We start from the raw sequence: 15,880 nt of genomic DNA, 5'->3' as shown, positions 1-15,880 counted from the left end.
CTCCGGAAGGGAGCCCGTTCGGCCAACCACTGGGAAGCTCGACCATGTTGGGCGAGTTGGCTGCCAACTTCACTGTACTTATCTCCGCTGAGAACCGTCTCATAACCAGCAGTCGACGAACTGCCCCAAGATGGCAAGAAGTTGTAGTGTTTGTTCGTGGACCCGGAGCACGTCTCCGCCAGTGGACGGACGAGGTCACAGCGGCCCCGCCCGTCACACCGCGAGATCGCCGACGAGCTGCGCGGCCGGATCAGGTCCGGCGAGCTGCGGCCGGGCGAGCGCATGCCCACCCAGGCGAGGCTGGCCGACGAGTTCGGTGTCGAACGCGGGGTCGTGCGGCAGGCGCTGCGCGTCCTGGAGGCGGAGCAGCTGCTCACCAACGTTTCCCAGGGCAGACCGGCCACGGTGGCCGCGGTGCCGGGGGCGGGCCGGTCCCCGGCGGGTCCCGGGGCGCCCCCGCAGCCGACGATGGTGGGGCTCGTCCCGCGCGTGGCGGCGGCTTTCGCCGCGCCGCACGTGCGGATCGACGCGCTCTGCCTGACCTCCGTCTCGTTGACCCTGGCCATCGGTGAGCCGCTGCGGCAGATCCACGCCGGCCATGCGAAACCGGCCAAGATCGACGTCCGCGTCCTGCTGCCGAGCCGGGACATCGAGCTGGCCTTCCCGGCGCCGGTGGACGCCGCGGACGGCGGTCTGCTGCACCGGCGCTGGCTGGCCCAGCGCAACGCCCAGGGCATGGTGCTGCGGCAGAACCTGCTGGCCCTGCGCACCACGCACGGCATCGACGTCGAGGTCTGCTTCCGCGCCCTGCCGTTCACCCCGCCGGTCAAGCTGTATCTGCTCAACGGCGCCGAGGCGCTCTTCGCGTACTACACGCTGGGGCGCCGTGAGCGGGAGATCGAGCACGAGCACGTGGAGCTGTACGACGCCGACGGCACCCGGTCGATGCTGTTCGCCTTCGAGCGGCGGGCCGGGCAGCGGGACGCGGCGTTCGTGGAGCAGTCGCGGAAATGGTTCGACGCGCTGTGGGAGACGATCAGTTCGGACCTGGTGCTGGCGTCATAGCGCGGGGCCGGCGAGCAGCAGCGCGAGCAGGACCGCGCCGGCGGAGCTGACCGCGGGGCTCTTGGCCTTGATGCCGACGGAGAGCAGCAGCATGCCGACGATGCCGGCGGCACCGTACTTCCACTGGACGAGTTGTTCGAAGCCGACGATGAACAGGGCGGAGAGGAAGGCGAGGGCAGGCACGGTGATTCCCCCTTCGGGCTGCCGGTGGGACGTACGGGAAGCAAAAGCTCCGCCAACTTGGAAAAGTTGGCAACCAACTTCACTTAAGTTGTCCCCACTTGGTCCATGTGTATAAACAACTTTCCGGCAACTCCCCTTAGATGGATCAAAGTTGTAGCGTTTGGTCGTGACCCAGGAGAACGTGGCAGTGAACGGCAACAGAAGGCTCACGCCCCAGGAGATCGCCGACACCCTGCGCGAACGCATCCGCAGCGGTGTCCTCCGGTCGGGCGAGCGGCTGCCCACGCAGGCCGAACTCGCCGAGGAGTTCGGGGTGGAGCGCGGAGCCGTGCGCCAGGCCCTGCGGACACTGCAACTGGCCGGACTGCTCAGCAACGTCAGCAAGGGCAGCCCGCCGAGGGTCGCCGAGCCGCCGCCGGCCCGCGAGGAGCCCCAGCCGACCATGGTGGCCCTCGCCCCCCGGCTGACGGCGGCCTTCGAGGCGCCGCACGTGCGCATCGACGCGGTCTGCCTGACCGCGCAGAGCCTGATCCCGGCCCTCGGGGAGCCGCTGCGCCTGATCCACGAGGGCCGCATCCGCCCCGAGCGGATCGACGCCCGCGTCCTGCTCCCGTCCCGGCACATCGACCTCGCCTTCCCGGTCTCGGTCGACGCCGGCCGCGACGACGACGCCGTCCACCGGCGCTGGCTGGCGATGCGCAACGCCCAGGGGCAGGTGCTCCAGTACAACCTCCAGGCCCTGCGCGGCACCCACGACATCGACGTCCACGTCACCTTCCGCGCGCTGCCGTTCACCCCGCCGGCGAAGCTGTACCTGCTCAACGGGGTGGAGGCGCTCTACGCGTACTACATGGTCACGCGCCGCGCGGAGCCCACCGAGAGCGGGATGCTGGAGATGTACGACACCCTCGGCTCCGAATCCCTCCTGTTCTCCTTCGAGCAGCGGTCGGGGCAGCGGGACGCGGCGTTCGTGGAGCAATCGCAGAAGTGGTTCGACGCCCTCTGGGAAACCATCACCACGGACCTGACACTCTCCTAGTGACTTCTGATGCGACTTCTGATGCCACGCCTGGTGCGAATGAGATCGGGAAGCTACGGGAACTGATCACATCCGCCCGGGTCGTGCTGTGGGACTTCGACGGGCCCATCTGCCGCCTCTTCGCCGGGCACAAGGCGGAACGGGTGGCCGCGGACCTGGTGGAATGGCTGGCGCGGCAGGGCCTGCACGGCCTGCTCACGGACACCGAACGGGAGACGCTGGACCCGCAGGTGGTGCTGCGCGCCGTGGGCCGCCGGCACCCGGGCAGCGATCTCGTCGCCGCCCTGGAGGAGCGGCTCACCCAGGAGGAGGAGCGGGCCGCCGGCTCCGCGCTGCCGACCGCGTACGCCGACCCGCTGATCCGCACCTGGACCGCCGTCGGCGCCCGGCTCGCCGTCACCACCAACAACTCGCCCCGGGCGGCCCGCACCTACCTCGAGAGCCGCGGCCTCACCGGCTGCTTCACGCCTCACCTGTACGGCCGCACGCAGGCGCTCCAGCATCTCAAGCCGCATCCGCACTGCCTCAACCGCGCCCTGAGCGCGACGGGCGCCGCCCCCGCGGACGCGCTGATGATCGGCGACTCCGCCTCAGACCTGGACGCGGCCCGCGAGGCCGGTGTGCCGTTCCTCGGCTACGCGGGCGGCGAGGACAAGGAGAAACGCCTGCGGGCGGCGGGCGCCGAACACGTCGTACGGTCGCTCGAACCGTTGCTGCATCTGCTCCGGAGCGGGCACGCCGTGCGCTAGCATGCGCCAATCCGGGCCACCGCCCGGACGTGTGCGTGGGGAAGGGCAACGAGCCGGTCCTCGGCCGTCGGCCCGGCACGGTGAGTGGCGGACCACCCGTCGGGCTGCTCGACTGGGCCGGGAGCCGTGACGGCCACCACCTGGGAACAGCGTTCTCCCGGCCGTGTCCGCCGACGCTGTTCCGCCCCTTCCTTTTCGGCGCGATCTACCCGGAGCGGCCCGTGGGCGCACCGCCTGTTCCCCGTGCTGCGGCCGGGGGGCACGCCGGCAGAGTTCGTCGGGACGCCGTCGTCCGGGCCTTCGTGGCCCGTGCGGTCGCGGCCGGGCCGGCGACGGACGGCTTCCACCACCGCAACCACGTCCTGCCGCTCACCGACCCCCTCGCCGGACTGCTGGGCCTGGCCCCCGGCACACCGGTGACCGTCCGGGTGCCGCGGCCGGACGTGGTGCCCGTGGTCGTGCGCACCTGGCCGAGCGAGCCGGAGATCCTGCACGCCCTGCGCGGTGTGCTGCCCGTCCCGCGGTGCCTGGCCGCGGGGGAGGGGTACGCCGTCCACAGCTATGTGGCCGGAGACGTCCTCGCGGACGTCTGCGGCCCGGGCAAACCGGTGTCGGGGCCGCTGCTGACGGACCTCGCGGAGCTGTTCGCCGCGATCGTCCAGGTGCGCGGTCCGGCCCTGCCGCCGCTGCCGGCCGACCGGCCCCGCAACCACACCGACTCCCAGGGGTTCCTGCGCACCCTGGCCCAGCTCGCCGACCGCCAGATCCGGCGGCCCAACTGGCGCCGGTACGGCGGGCTGTTCGTCGCCCTCGGTGTGCCCGAGGACGCCCTGCTCCGGTTCGCCGACCGGGTGCCGGCGCTGACCCGGCGGCCCTACGGCCTGCTCCACGGCGACCTGCACCGCGGCAATCTGGTGCTGCCGTCCGCGGGTGACCCGCCGCTGCACTGCCTGGACTGGGAACTGGCGGGCTTCGGCGACCCGTTGCACGACCTCGCCGTGCACCTGGTGCGGATGCGCTACCCGGACCACCAGTGGCAGGAGGCCGTCGACGCCTGGGCGGGGGCCGTGCACCGGGTGCGGCCCGCCGCGGTGGCCGGCCTCTCCCGGGACCTGCCCCACTACGTCGCCTTCGAGCGGGCCCAGTCGCTGTACGCCGACGTCGTGCGGGCCGTGCGGTCGCTGGAGGACTCCTTCGGCCCGCGGCGGCTGGAGGAGGCCACGGCCGTCGCGCACGGCGCGCTGCAGGCCGCCGCCGAGCCGCTGCGGCTCGGCCGGGTGCCGGGGGAGGGCGAGATCGAGCGGGTGCTGTTCCGCCGCGGCGCGTCCGCCGGTGGCGCGCGGCCGCGCGTCCGGGGCATCGGCTGGACGCCGGACCGGCGCGTCCCGGAGCACCCCGGCTTCCCGCACTCCGCGGTCGCCGACGCGCTGTTCCTGGAGGGCGCGGCCCCCGCCGACCGGGTCTTCAAGGGCGCCGCGCACCTCAACACGGTGCTCCGGGTGCCCGGTACCGGCTTCCCCGTGGTCGTCCGCCGGGAGGCGGGCGTCGTGCTGCGGCGCGAACGCAGCTTCCTCAGCGAGCACGCCGTGCTCGGCGCCATCGCCCGCTCCGGGGTGCCCGTGGCCGCGCCCCGGGTGCTGGCGCTGGGCACGAGCCACGCCACGGACCCCGAGCACCGCTACGGCGGGGACCGCTTCGCCGTCCACACCTACGAGGGCGCCGACGACCTCGGCCGGAGCCCGGAGCACCCCGTGCACGGGCTGCGCCCGCACGAGGCCGACTGCCTGGTCGACCAGCTCGCCGCGCTGACCGCGGTCGACTGCGCCCCGATCGACCCGCTCGCCGGCCGGCCCCGCTTCTACGACTGGCTCAGCGACCAGCTCGTGGCGCTGGTCGCCGGGCTCCCCCGGAAGTCCCAGCAGGTCGCCCGCCTCCTCGGGCTGCCCGACGCCCCCCGGCTGCGCGAGATTCTCGCCCGGCACCGTGTCACCGAGCGCGACAGCGCCCTGCTGCACGGCGATCTGAACCCCTGGAACCTGGTGCGCCGCGAGGACCGCCCCGCGCTCACCCTCATCGACTGGGAGATGGCCCTGGTCGGGGACCCGCTGTACGAACTGGTCCGGCACATGCACCTCACCCCGACCCGGCCGGAGATCCGCGACCGCATGTTCCGCCGCTGGGACGCCGGGCTCGCCGTGCGGTTCACCGAGGGCTGGCAGGAGGACTGGCGGGTCTACCGCTGGATCGAGATCGTCCGCTCCGCCTACGTCGACCTCGACCGTCTGGTCACCGGCACGAGCCTGGACGCCCCCAACGTCCGCCGGGCGCTGGACTCGTACGCCATGACCCTCGCCGCGGCCACGGCCTCGCTGGGCCTGTCGGCGCGCCCGCGCGGCGGCCCCCGGCTCACCCCCGGCCTGGCCTGGCCGACCGGTCCGGGCGGCGCTGCGTAGGCTCCCCCTCATGGAAGAGATGGGCCTGCGCGAGCGCAAGAAGCAGCGGATGTACCAGGACGTGTCGGACACCGCCGTACGGCTGTTCCTGGAGCGGGGCTTCGACGCGGTGTCGGTCGCGGAGGTCGCCGCCGCGGCCGGGATCTCCAAGCCGACCCTCTTCCGGTACTTCCCGGCCAAGGAGGACCTGGTCCTGCACCGGATCGCGGACCACGAGACGGAGGCGGCGCGGGTGGTCGCCGGGTCGGCCGATCCGGTGGACGCGCTGCGCCGGAACTTCCTCGCCGGGCTGGAGCGGCGCGACCCGGTCACGGGGCTGAACGACCATCCCCAGGTGCTCGCCTTCCACACGCTGCTGTACGGCACCCCGTCCCTGGTGGCGCGGGCCCACGGACATCAGGAGCGGTCGGAGGCGGCGCTCGCCGCGGCCCTGGGCGGCGGGCTGGACGCCCGGCTGGCGGCGGGGCAGATCATCGCCGTCCAGCGGATCCTCGCGCAGGACAACTGGCGGCGGATCGCGGCGGGGGAGAGCGTCGAGCGGGTGGCGCCGGAGGCGGTGCGGGCCGCCGAACGGGCCTTCGGGCGGCTGGCGGCCGGGCTGCCGGGGGTGTCCGGGCGGACCCCCGCCGGGTGAGCGTTCTGAGACCAGGTTAAAAACTTAACTCAGTTACATTTTTCTCGTACGCTGGCGCCATGACGTCACTCCACCCCGCCCTCGCCGACACCCTCCATGCCGAGCGCGCCCACCACGACATCTGCCGGGCCGCCCTCGCCGCGATGGTCGAGGGCGCGGCCGAGCAGGTCGTCGTGGGCGAGGACGTGTCCGCCTCCGGCGCCGACGCCGAAGTCCTCGGGTACCGCCTGCGCAGCCGCGCCGCGGAGATGCGCGCACTGCCGCCCGGCCCGCTGTTCTTCGGCCGCCTGGACTTCGCCGACGACGCCCCCGGGCACGGCGGGCAGAGCTACCACGTCGGCCGGCTCCGGATCACCGAGGACCCGGCCGCCCCGCCCCTGGTCGTGGACTGGCGGGCCCCCGTGTCCCGCGCCTTCTACCAGGCGAGCGCCCGCGATCCGCAGGGCGTCGGCACCCGGCGCCGGTTCGGCTGGGCGCCCGGCAGCCGGGGGGACTCCGCCGACCTCACCGGGCTGGAGGACGAGCGCCTGTACCGGGGCGAGTCGCGGGCCGGCGACATCGTCGCCCGCGAGATCGCGCGGCCCCGCGTCGGTCCCATGCGGGACATCGCCGCCACCATCCAGCCCGAACAGGACGACCTCGTACGGGCCGGCCTCGCCGACTCCGTGTGCGTGCAGGGCGCCCCCGGCACCGGCAAGACCGCCGTCGGGCTGCACCGCGCCGCCTACCTGCTCTACACCCACCCCAAGCGGCTCCAGCGCTCCGGCCTGCTCATCCTCGGCCCGAACCGCACCTTCCTCGGCTACATCGCGGAGGTGCTGCCCGCCCTCGGCGAGACGGGCGTACGCCAGTCCACCCTCCTGGAGGAGATCGCCCGCCACCCCGTCACCGGCACCGACCCCGTCGCCACGGCCACCGTCAAGCACGATCCCCGCATGGCCGAGGTGCTGCGCCGGGCGCTCTACGCGCACGTGAGCGTGGAGGGGGTCACCGACCTCGCCGTACCGGACGGCTCGCACCGCTGGCGGGTGCCCGCCGCCGAACTGGCCGCCGTGGTCGAGCAGGTACGGGCCGAGGAGCCGCCGTACTCCGTCGGCCGGGAGCGGGTCCGCACCCGGCTGGTCCGGCGGCTGCGGGAGCAGGCCGAGCGTCGCTCCGGCGTGCTGCCCGCCTCCTGGGTCCGGCGGATCGAGCGGTCCCGGCCGCTCACCGCCCACCTCGACGCCGTCTGGCCCCGCGTCCGCCCCGAAGAGGTCCTCACCGCCCTTCTCACCGACGGCGCGGTGCTGGCCCGCGCCGCCGACGGGCTGCTGGACCCGGAAGAGCGGGCGGCGCTGCTGTGGCCGCGCCCGCCGCGCTCCTGGAAGTCCGCCCGCTGGTCGGCCGCCGACCTCGTCCTCCTCGACGAGCTGTCCGGACTCGCCGAACACCCCGAGGGCTACGGCCATCTCGTCGTCGACGAGGCGCAGGACCTCTCGCCGATGGAGTGCCGGGCGATCGCCCGCCGGGCCGTCTTCGGCTCGCTCACCGTCCTCGGCGACCTCGCCCAGGGCACCACCCCGTGGGCCGCCCGCGACTGGTCCGCGCAGATGCGGCACCTCGGCCGGCCGGACGCCGCCGTGGTGCCGCTCACCACCGGGTTCCGGGTGCCCGCCGCGGTCGTCGAGCTGGCCAACCGGCTGCTCGGCCGGCTCGACGTGGCCGTCCCCGCCGCCCGGTCCCTGCGGGCCGACGGCGAGCTGACCGTGCGCCCGACCGACGACGTCCCCGGCACGACCGTGACCGCCGTACGGGAGGCGCTCGCCCGGGAGGGCTCGGTCGGGGTCGTCGCGGCGGACGCGGACCTGGCCGGCGTACGGGAGGCGCTCGCCGCCGCCGGGATCGCGGCGGCGGGCCCCGGGACCCTCGGCGCCCGGGTGACCCTCGTACCGGCGAGCCTGGTCAAGGGACTGGAGTACGACCACGTCGTCGCGGTGGAACCGGCCGCCGTCGCCGAGGCGGAGGAGCGCGGCGCCCACCGGCTGTACGTCGTGCTGACCCGGGCGGTCTCCCGGCTGGACGTGGTGCACGCCAGGCCCCTGCCGTTCTGAGCCCGGGCCGGGGCGGGTCGGGACACCGCGGGTCCATCCTTGGACCGTGACCCTGCTCTTCCTCGACGTCGACGGTCCGCTCGTCCCGTTCGGGGCGGCGGACCGCCCCTACCCGTCGTACCCGGGGCCGCGGATGCCGGGCCCGGAGTACCCGCTGCTCACCCGCGTCGATCCGGCCCTCGGACCCCGGCTCCTCGCGCTGGGCTGCGAACTGGTGTGGGCCACGACCTGGATGGACGACGCCAACTCCGGCCTCGCGCCCTGGCTGGGCCTGCCCGCGCTGCCGGTCGTGCGGTGGCCGGACGAGGACGAGCCGCCCGGCCTGCTGCACTGGAAGACCCGGCCGCTGGTCGCCTGGGCGGCGGGCCGCTCCTTCATCTGGGTGGACGACGAGATCACCGAGGCCGACCGCGCCTGGGCCGCCGTCCACCACCCCGGCCCGGCACTCCTCCACCGGATCGACCACCGCTACGGCCTGACGGAGGCGGACTTCACCACGCTGGAGGAGTGGCTGGCGGCCGTGCGCCGCTGAGCCGGGGACGGGCCGTCGCGGTGGATCAGGTGCCGACGTAGTCCGCGAGGTGTTCGCCCGTCAGGGTGGAACGGGCGGCGACGAGTTCGGCGGGGGTGCCCTCGAAGACGACACGGCCGCCGTCGTGGCCGGCGCCGGGACCCAGGTCGATGATCCAGTCGGCGTGGGCCATGACCGCCTGGTGGTGCTCGATGACGATCACCGACTTGCCCGCGTCGACCAGCCGGTCCAGCAGGCCGAGCAGCTGCTCCACGTCGGCGAGGTGGAGACCGGTCGTCGGCTCGTCCAGGACGTAGACCCCGCCCTTGTCGGACATGTGCGTGGCCAGCTTCAGCCGCTGCCGCTCGCCGCCGGACAGCGTGGTGAGCGGCTGGCCGAGGGTGAGGTAGCCGAGGCCCACGTCGGCCATGTGCGTGAGGATCCGGTGCGCGGCGGGGGTGCGGGCCTCACCGGCGCCGAAGAACTCCCCGGCCTCGGTCACCGACATCGCCAGCACCTCGCTGATGTCCCGGCCGCCGAGGTGGTACTCCAGCACCGAGGCCTCGAACCGCTTGCCCTCGCACTCCTCGCAGGTGGTGGCGACGCCGGCCATCATCGCGAGGTCGGTGTAGACGACACCCGCGCCGTTGCAGTTCGGGCAGGCGCCCTCGGAGTTGGCGCTGAACAACGCCGGCTTCACGCCGTTGGCCCTGGCGAACGCCTTGCGGATCGGCTCCAGCAGCCCGGTGTACGTCGCCGGGTTGCTGCGGCGCGAGCCGCGGATCGGGGTCTGGTCGATGGAGACCACGTTCTCGCCGGCCGGGATCGAGCCGTGCACGAGGGAGCTCTTGCCGGAGCCGGCGACACCGGTGACGACGGTCAGCACGCCCAGCGGGATGTCCACGTCGACCTCTCGCAGGTTGTGCGTCGAGGCGCCGCGGATCTCCAGGGCGCCGGCCGGCTTGCGCACCGTCTCCTTGAGCCTGGCCCGGTCGTCCAGGTGCCGGCCGGTGAGGGTGCCGCTCGCCCGCAGCTGCTCGACGGTGCCCTCGAAGCAGACCGTCCCGCCCGCCGTACCGGCGCCGGGGCCGAGGTCGACCACGTGGTCGGCGATCGCGATCGCCTCCGGCTTGTGCTCCACGACCAGCACGGTGTTGCCCTTGTCGCGCAGGCGCAGCAGCAGGTCGTTCATCCGCCGGATGTCGTGCGGGTGCAGGCCGATGGTGGGCTCGTCGAAGACGTAGGTGACGTCGGTGAGGGAGGAGCCGAGGTGGCGGATCATCTTCACGCGCTGCGCCTCGCCGCCCGACAGCGTGCCCGCCGGCCGGTCGAGCGAGAGGTAGCCGAGGCCGATCTCCACGAACGAGTCGAGGGTGTCGCCGAGCGCGGTGAGCAGCGGCCCCACCGACGGCTCCGCCAGCCCCCGCACCCACGCGGCGAGGTCGCTGATCTGCATCGCGCAGGCGTCGGCGATGCTGATCCCCCCGATCTTCGAGGACCGGGCCGCCTCGCTCAGCCGGGTGCCCGCGCAGTCGGGACAGGTGGTGAAGGTGACCGCCCGGTCCACGAACTCCCGGATGTGCGGCTGCATCGCCTCCCGGTCCTTGGCGAGCATCGACTTCTGGATCCGCGGGACGAGGCCTTCGTACGTCATGTTGATGCCCGCGATCTTCATCCTGGTGGGCTCGCGGTACAGGAAGTCCTGAAGCTGCCTCTTGGTGAACGCGCGGATCGGGGTGTCCGGGTCGTACAGACCGGACTCGGTGTAGAGGCGGTGGTTCCAGCCGCCGGCCTTGTACCCGGGGACCGTGAGCGCGCCCTCGGAGAGGGACTTGGACTCGTCGAAGAGCTGGGTGAGGTCGATGTCGGTGACCGAGCCCCGGCCCTCGCAGCGCGGGCACATGCCGCCCGTGATGCTGAACTCGCGCCGCTCCTTCACGGTCTGCCCGGCGCGCTGCACGGTGACCGCGCCGGCCCCGCTGATCGAGGCCACGTTGAAGGAGTACGCCTTGGGTGAGCCGATGTGCGGCTCGCCGAGCCGGCTGAAGAGGATGCGCAGCATCGCGTTGGCGTCGGTGGCGGTGCCGACGGTGGAGCGGGGGTCGGCGCCCATGCGCTGCTGGTCGACGATGATCGCGGTGGTCAGCCCGTCCAGGACGTCGACGTCGGGACGCGCCAGCGTCGGCATGAAGCCCTGTACGAAGGCGCTGTAGGTCTCGTTGATCAGCCGCTGCGACTCGGCGGCGACGGTGTCGAACACGAGCGAGCTCTTGCCCGAGCCGGAGACACCGGTGAACACGGTCAGCCGGCGCTTGGGGATCTCGACGCTGACGTCCTTGAGGTTGTTCTCCCGCGCGCCGTGCACCCGGATCAGATCGTGACTGTCGGCGAGGTGCGGCGCGGACGCCGTCGCGTCCGCCGCGTCCGTCATCGGGGGCGTGGTCATCGTGTCTCCGTCCGTCGGGGCCGCCGCCGACACGCTAGCCGCAGCCCGCCCGTCCCGGCTTCTCGATTCCTGACCGACGGACGCCGGCGTGCGACACGCGGGGCGCACTATTGCAAGCGGGTGCTTGCAATTGTTAGCGACGTTGGGGCAAGGTGGAGGCATGGCATCGCTCAACGTCGGCAATCTCGGTGACTACCTGCGCGAGCAGCGGCGCAACGCACAACTGTCGCTGCGGCAGCTCGCCGATGCCGCCGGGGTGTCCAATCCGTACCTGAGCCAGATCGAGCGCGGGCTGCGCAAGCCCAGCGCGGAGGTGCTCCAGCAGGTCGCCAAGGCCCTGCGCATCTCCGCCGAGACGCTGTACGTCCGCGCCGGGATCCTCGACGCGGAGAGGGACCGGGACGAGGTGGAGACGCGCGCCGTCATCCTCGCCGATCCCTCGCTCAACGAGCGGCAGAAGCAGGTGCTGCTCCAGATCTACGAGTCCTTCCGCAAGGAGAACGGATTCGGGATCGCCGAGCCCGCGGTGGTCGAGGACGACGAGGACGGCGCGGGGGTCACGGACCAGGACACCGGCGACACCGCCGTGCGCGGCACCCGCACGGCCGGCGCAGACGATGCGGGCCCGCGGCGGACGGCCGGGTAACCGGACCAGGGCACCGGCTGCCACCGCGGACCACACCAACCTCAGCCGAACGCGAATCCGGGAGGACCCTCACCATGGCGATCAGCGACGACCTGCGCAAGACCCTCAGCGACCCGAAGCCGCTCTACTTCGCCGCCGGCACCGCCGACCTGGCGTTCCAGCAGGCCAAGAAGGTGCCCGGCCTGGTCGAGCAGCTGCGCGCCGAGGCCCCGGCCCGCATCGAGGCCGTCCGCAACACCGACCCGAAGGCCGTGCAGGAGAAGGCGGCCGCCCGGGCCAAGGAGGCGCAGGAGACCCTGCAGACCAGGGTCAACGAGCTGCTGGGCACCATCGACGTCGACCTGAAGAAGCTCGGTGAGACCGCCCAGGACCTCGCCCTGCGCGGGGTCGGCGTCGCCGCCGAGTACGCCGTCAAGGCCCGTGAGGCCTACGAGAAGGTGGCCGAGCACGGCGAGGCGACCGTGAAGACCTGGCGCGGCGAGGCCGCCGAGGAGATCGAGGACCTGGCCATCGCCGTCGAGGGCAAGCCCGAGCCGGTCGACGTCAAGGACGAGCCGAAGCCGGCCGAGGCGCCGGCCGGGGTGGCCGCGGAGCGGAAGCCCGTGGCGAAGAAGGCCCCGGCGCCGCGCAAGAGCACCCCGACCGCCACGAAGAAGACGCCCCCGCCGGCCAAGTGACACCACGGCCGGGACGGGATCGGGCCGGGCACCTTCGCGGTGTCCGGCCCGTTGTATGGGTACGGTGGCTGTACTGACGACTCGACCGGGGTGGTGGGCTCTGTGCTGATGACGGCATTCGGCGGCTTCATGTGGCTGCTCTTCACCGCCATGCTGGCGATGGCGGTGGTGGCCCTGGTGATGGCCGCGTTGTTCCGGGACGACGCCTACCGCGCGGCCGACAAGCAGAACAAGGGCTTCTGGCTGATCATCCTGGGCGTCGTGGTCGCGGTGAACCTCTTCGTCCCGATGCTGTTCCTGCAGCTCGCGGGCCTGGTGGCGACGATCGTCTTCTTCGTGGACGTCCGCCCGGCCCTCGTGCAGGTCTCCGGCGGCCGGGGCTTCGGCCGCCGCCGCGGGGGCAGCAGCAGCGACGGCCCGTACGGGCCGTACAACGGCGGCCGCTAGCGGCATCCCACGGATCCCCGCGCCCCAGGGGCGCGGGGATCCGTGCGTGCGGCCACGGACCACCGGCACCCGCGCCGACGGGCGACGCCTACGGCGCCCGGTCCAGCAGCACCACGGCGACGTCGTCCGTCAGCTCGCCGCCGTTGAGGTCGCGCACCTCGCTCACCGCGGCCCGCAGCAGCTCCTCGCCCCGCAGCCCCTCGGAGAGCTGGCGGCGGATCATCCGCACCATGCCGTCCTGGCCGAGCCGCTCCCCGTCCGCGCCGACCCGGCCCTCGATCAGGCCGTCGGTGTAGAGCATCAGGCTCCATTCGGCGCCCAGCTCCACCTGCATGCGCGGCCAGCGGGCGCCGGGCAGCAGACCGAGGGCGGGGCCGTTGTTGTCGTACGGCAGCAGACGCGCGGACCGGCCGGGGCGGGCGATCAGCGGTGCCGGGTGGCCGGCCAGGCACAGGCCGGCGCGGCGCCCGTCGGGGGCTATGTCCACCGTGCACAGCGTCGCGAAGATCTCCTCGTCCGCGCGCTCGTGCTCCAGTACCTCCTGGAGCGTGCCCAGCAGCTCGTCCCCGCACAGCCCGGCCAGGGTCAGCGCCCGCCAGGCGATGCGCAGCTCCACGCCGAGCGCGGCCTCGTCCGGACCGTGGCCGCAGACGTCACCGATCATGGCGTGCACCGTGCCGTCGGGGGTGCGCACGGCGTCGTAGAAGTCACCGCCGAGCAGGGCCCGGGACCGGCCGGGGCGGTAGCGGGCGGCGAACCGCAGCGAGGAGCCCTCCAGCAGCGGGGTGGGGAGCAGGCCGCGCTCCAGGCGGCGGTTCTCCTGAGCGCGCAGCCTGCCCTCGGCCAGCCGGCGCTCGGCGGTGTCGGACCGCTTGCGCTCCACCGCGTACCGGATGGCGCGGCTGAGCAGACGCCCGTCCAGCTCGTCCCGGAAGAGGTAGTCCTGGGCGCCCACGCGCACGGCCTCCGTGCCGCGCTCGGCGTCGCCGGAGGCGGTCAGCGCGAGCACGGCGTGCCGGGGCGCGAGCTGGAGGACGTGCCTGAGCACGGCCAGCTCGTCGTCCGCGCCGGAGCCTCCCGGGGCCGGGAGCGCGAGGTCCAGCAGGATGCAGTGGACGTCGTCGGTGAGCAGCCGCTCCGCCTCGGTGAGGTTGCGGGCGGTGCGGACGCGCATCGGCTTTCCGGCCGGGTCCAGCAGATCGGGCACGATCGGCGAACCCGCCGGGTCGTCCTCGATCAGCAGCAGGGTGAGAGTGGCGCCGTTGCTGTGCACGGGCGTGGCGTCGCGGTGGGCCTCTTCCTTGAGGGGGCCGCCGATTGCGGAGGCGGCCGGCGCCTGACCACTCTCCACGGCCGGGATCGCTCTCTGCCGCGGTACGGGTACGGGCATCGTCTGGGTTCCTTCCCTCCCCCCGAGGGCACGGTGGCGCCGAGGGGTCTCGGCCCACCGACGGGTGACCATAGCGGCATTGCCCACCCCGATGGAATGGTGTGAGCCGGGTCGCTCCCGTGCAGGCCGCTGTCATATGCCGCGATACGTACCGCAGTTGGACAGGCCGCCGTCCGGGCGGGGATGACGAAGCTCACTCCGGGGCCGAGTTTGGGCGGTGAACGGCCGTGCGGTGGGTCACATGACGTGCGTCACCGCGGACATGGCAGCGGGCCCGTCCGGCCGGTCCGGCCCGTGGTGCGCCTCACGCGTCGGGGCGCACGACGCCCAGGATGGGCATGGAGCCGGCGCCCGCGACCGTCACCGTGCGCCCCGGGCGCGGGGCGTGGATGATCGCGCCGTCGCCGATGTACATCGCGACGTGGCTGGCGTCGTCGAAGTAGATGACGAGGTCGCCGGGGCGCATGTCCTTGACGTCGACGTGCTCGAGCTGCTTCCACTGCTCCTGCGAGGTGCGCGGGACGGGGTGGCCGGCCGCCGCCCAGGCCTGAGAGGTCAGGCCCGAGCAGTCGAAGGAGTCCGGTCCCTCGGCGCCCCACACGTACGGCTTGCCGAGCTGGGCGGTGGCGAACGCGACGGCCTTCTTGCCCCGCGCGGAGGCCTTGCCGTCGACCTCCTTGAGGACGCCGGTGTCCAGCCAGGCGGTCTGGGCCTTGAGGGCGGCCGCCTCCTCCAGCTTGGCGAGCCGCTCCTTCTCCTTCTTCTCCAGCTGCGACTCGAGCTTCTCGGCGGCGTCGATCTGCCGCTCGATCCTCTTCTTCGCGGCGGCCTTGGCCTTGCGGCCCGCCTCCAGCTTCTTCCACTGCGCGGAGGCGTCGTCGGCGTACTCCCGCAACTCCTTCTGGGTGCGGGTGACTTCGCCGAGGAGCTTCTTCGTCGCCGACTGTCCCTGCAGGACCAGTCCGGCGCCGTCCAGGAACTGGCCCGGGTCGTCGCTGAGCAGGAACTGGGCGGTGGGGGGCAGGCCGCCGGTGCGGTACTGGGAGCGGGCGGCCGCGCCCGCCTGGTTCTTGAGCCCCTTCAGCCGCCGCTGTCCCTCGACGATCTTCTTGGCCAGCGCGACGATCTCGGCGGACTGCTTCTCCGCCTTCTCCTCGGCCGCGTTGTAGGCGTCGGTGGCGACGGCCGCATCGTGGTAGAGCCCGTCGAGCTTCTGGCGGACCCGCTCGAGGTCCTTGTCGGGCGGGGGAGTCGGGGCGGTGGGGGAACCGCTCGCCGTGGGGGTGGGCGCGGGTGTCGGGGTGGGAGCCGCGAAGGCCGTGCCGGGTGCCGCGAGGACGGTCACCGCGCAGAGCACGGTCAGGGCGGCCGTGAGCAGACCGCGCTTGCCCGGACCCATACCTGTTCCCCCAAACTGATTTACCGTCAGTAACTTACGGTCGCCTGAGGGATCGTGCCACGGCCGCGTGCAAAGCGACAGAGGTCGTCGGAAGTCGGATTTCCCCCGTCGACCGCCGCGTACGACGATCTCCCCGCCGGTGTGACGTACG

14 protein-coding genes are annotated in these 15,880 nt (G+C 73.2%); 10 read left to right on the top strand and 4 right to left on the bottom strand.

The genetic code is table 11. The features are described 5' to 3' along the window. Window positions 1-150: 150 nt before the first annotated feature. Entirely contained in the window at window positions 151-1,065 is a 915-nt protein-coding gene (locus ACF08B_RS06445; protein WP_392316358.1) for a winged helix-turn-helix domain-containing protein, read from the top strand. Here the strand turns inward: ACF08B_RS06445 and ACF08B_RS06440 are convergent. Continuing rightward, the gene (locus ACF08B_RS06440) at window positions 1,060-1,248 is read right to left on the bottom strand and encodes a hypothetical protein (RefSeq protein ID WP_093475936.1); all 189 of its coding nucleotides are present in this window, start codon (window positions 1,246-1,248) and stop codon (window positions 1,060-1,062) included. The genes ACF08B_RS06445 and ACF08B_RS06440 overlap by 6 nt on opposite strands. A 160-nt stretch (window positions 1,249-1,408) precedes the next feature. Here ACF08B_RS06440 and ACF08B_RS06435 point away from each other — a divergent pair, with 160 nt between their 5' ends. From ACF08B_RS06435 to ACF08B_RS06410, 6 genes are all read left to right on the top strand, one after another. Then, on the top strand, window positions 1,409-2,287 hold the full coding sequence (locus tag ACF08B_RS06435; protein ID WP_176985641.1) for a FadR/GntR family transcriptional regulator: 879 nt from the start codon (window positions 1,409-1,411) through the stop codon (window positions 2,285-2,287). An 83-nt stretch (window positions 2,288-2,370) separates the two neighbouring features. Continuing rightward, complete coding sequence (locus ACF08B_RS06430; RefSeq protein WP_392316357.1) at window positions 2,371-3,036, top strand: HAD family hydrolase; 666 nt, start codon at window positions 2,371-2,373, stop codon at window positions 3,034-3,036. Between the two features lie 221 nt (window positions 3,037-3,257). Continuing rightward, window positions 3,258-5,489, top strand: coding sequence for a phosphotransferase family protein (locus ACF08B_RS06425; protein ID WP_392316690.1), 2,232 nt, complete (start codon window positions 3,258-3,260; stop codon window positions 5,487-5,489). A 10-nt stretch (window positions 5,490-5,499) separates the two neighbouring features. Then, a complete protein-coding gene (locus ACF08B_RS06420; protein ID WP_392316356.1) occupies window positions 5,500-6,123 on the top strand; it encodes a TetR family transcriptional regulator in 624 nt (207 codons plus the stop codon). 59 nt (window positions 6,124-6,182) lie between these two features. After that, entirely contained in the window at window positions 6,183-8,213 is a 2,031-nt protein-coding gene (locus ACF08B_RS06415) for a HelD family protein (RefSeq protein ID WP_392316355.1), read from the top strand. A 46-nt stretch (window positions 8,214-8,259) separates the two neighbouring features. Further along, window positions 8,260-8,745, top strand: coding sequence for an HAD domain-containing protein (locus tag ACF08B_RS06410; RefSeq protein ID WP_392316354.1), 486 nt, complete (start codon window positions 8,260-8,262; stop codon window positions 8,743-8,745). 25 nt (window positions 8,746-8,770) lie between these two features. On the opposite strand, the gene ACF08B_RS06405 is transcribed toward ACF08B_RS06410, so the two are convergent. Continuing rightward, window positions 8,771-11,170: an ATP-binding cassette domain-containing protein gene (locus ACF08B_RS06405; RefSeq protein WP_392316353.1), complete on the bottom strand. Its 2,400-nt coding sequence runs from the start codon at window positions 11,168-11,170 to the stop codon at window positions 8,771-8,773. A 160-nt stretch (window positions 11,171-11,330) separates the two neighbouring features. On the opposite strand from ACF08B_RS06405, the gene ACF08B_RS06400 reads away from it, so the two are divergent. From ACF08B_RS06400 to ACF08B_RS06390, 3 genes are all read left to right on the top strand, one after another. Then, window positions 11,331-11,816 carry a helix-turn-helix domain-containing protein gene (locus ACF08B_RS06400; protein WP_093475929.1) on the top strand — a complete coding sequence of 162 codons (486 nt, stop codon included), beginning with the start codon at window positions 11,331-11,333 and terminating at the stop codon, window positions 11,814-11,816. A gap of 74 nt (window positions 11,817-11,890) precedes the next feature. Next, the gene (locus ACF08B_RS06395) at window positions 11,891-12,493 is read left to right on the top strand and encodes a hypothetical protein (protein WP_392316352.1); all 603 of its coding nucleotides are present in this window, start codon (window positions 11,891-11,893) and stop codon (window positions 12,491-12,493) included. Between the two features lie 108 nt (window positions 12,494-12,601). Beyond that, window positions 12,602-12,940 carry a DUF2516 family protein gene (locus ACF08B_RS06390; protein WP_371127860.1) on the top strand — a complete coding sequence of 113 codons (339 nt, stop codon included), beginning with the start codon at window positions 12,602-12,604 and terminating at the stop codon, window positions 12,938-12,940. Window positions 12,941-13,028: 88 nt separating this feature from the next. Here the strand turns inward: ACF08B_RS06390 and ACF08B_RS06385 are convergent, their stop codons facing one another. Both ACF08B_RS06385 and ACF08B_RS06380 read right to left on the bottom strand, forming a co-directional pair. Then, window positions 13,029-14,330 carry a PP2C family protein-serine/threonine phosphatase gene (locus tag ACF08B_RS06385; RefSeq protein ID WP_392316351.1) on the bottom strand — a complete coding sequence of 434 codons (1,302 nt, stop codon included), beginning with the start codon at window positions 14,328-14,330 and terminating at the stop codon, window positions 13,029-13,031. 304 nt (window positions 14,331-14,634) lie between these two features. Continuing rightward, window positions 14,635-15,729: an NlpC/P60 family protein gene (locus ACF08B_RS06380; RefSeq protein WP_392316350.1), complete on the bottom strand. Its 1,095-nt coding sequence runs from the start codon at window positions 15,727-15,729 to the stop codon at window positions 14,635-14,637. Window positions 15,730-15,880 lie beyond the last annotated feature (151 nt).

It is taken from the genome of Streptomyces sp. NPDC015139 (assembly GCF_043079785.1).
In the GTDB taxonomy this organism is placed as follows: Bacteria; Actinomycetota; Actinomycetes; order Streptomycetales; family Streptomycetaceae; genus Streptomyces; species Streptomyces albidocamelliae.
The sequence above is the reverse complement of the archived record's forward strand: the minus strand, read 5'-3'. Positions and strand labels throughout refer to the sequence as shown.

Coding starts and splice junctions, on each gene's coding strand:
- ACF08B_RS06390 (WP_371127860.1), top strand. CDS start 12,602: ATGACGGCATTCGGCGGCTTCATGTGGCTGCTCTTCACCGCCATGCTG.
- ACF08B_RS06420 (WP_392316356.1), top strand. CDS start 5,500: ATGGAAGAGATGGGCCTGCGCGAGCGCAAGAAGCAGCGGATGTACCAG.
- ACF08B_RS06400 (WP_093475929.1), top strand. CDS start 11,331: ATGGCATCGCTCAACGTCGGCAATCTCGGTGACTACCTGCGCGAGCAG.
- ACF08B_RS06385 (WP_392316351.1), bottom strand. CDS start 14,330: ATGCCCGTACCCGTACCGCGGCAGAGAGCGATCCCGGCCGTGGAGAGT.
- ACF08B_RS06415 (WP_392316355.1), top strand. CDS start 6,183: ATGACGTCACTCCACCCCGCCCTCGCCGACACCCTCCATGCCGAGCGC.
- ACF08B_RS06395 (WP_392316352.1), top strand. CDS start 11,891: ATGGCGATCAGCGACGACCTGCGCAAGACCCTCAGCGACCCGAAGCCG.
- ACF08B_RS06405 (WP_392316353.1), bottom strand. CDS start 11,170: ATGACCACGCCCCCGATGACGGACGCGGCGGACGCGACGGCGTCCGCG.
- ACF08B_RS06380 (WP_392316350.1), bottom strand. CDS start 15,729: ATGGGTCCGGGCAAGCGCGGTCTGCTCACGGCCGCCCTGACCGTGCTC.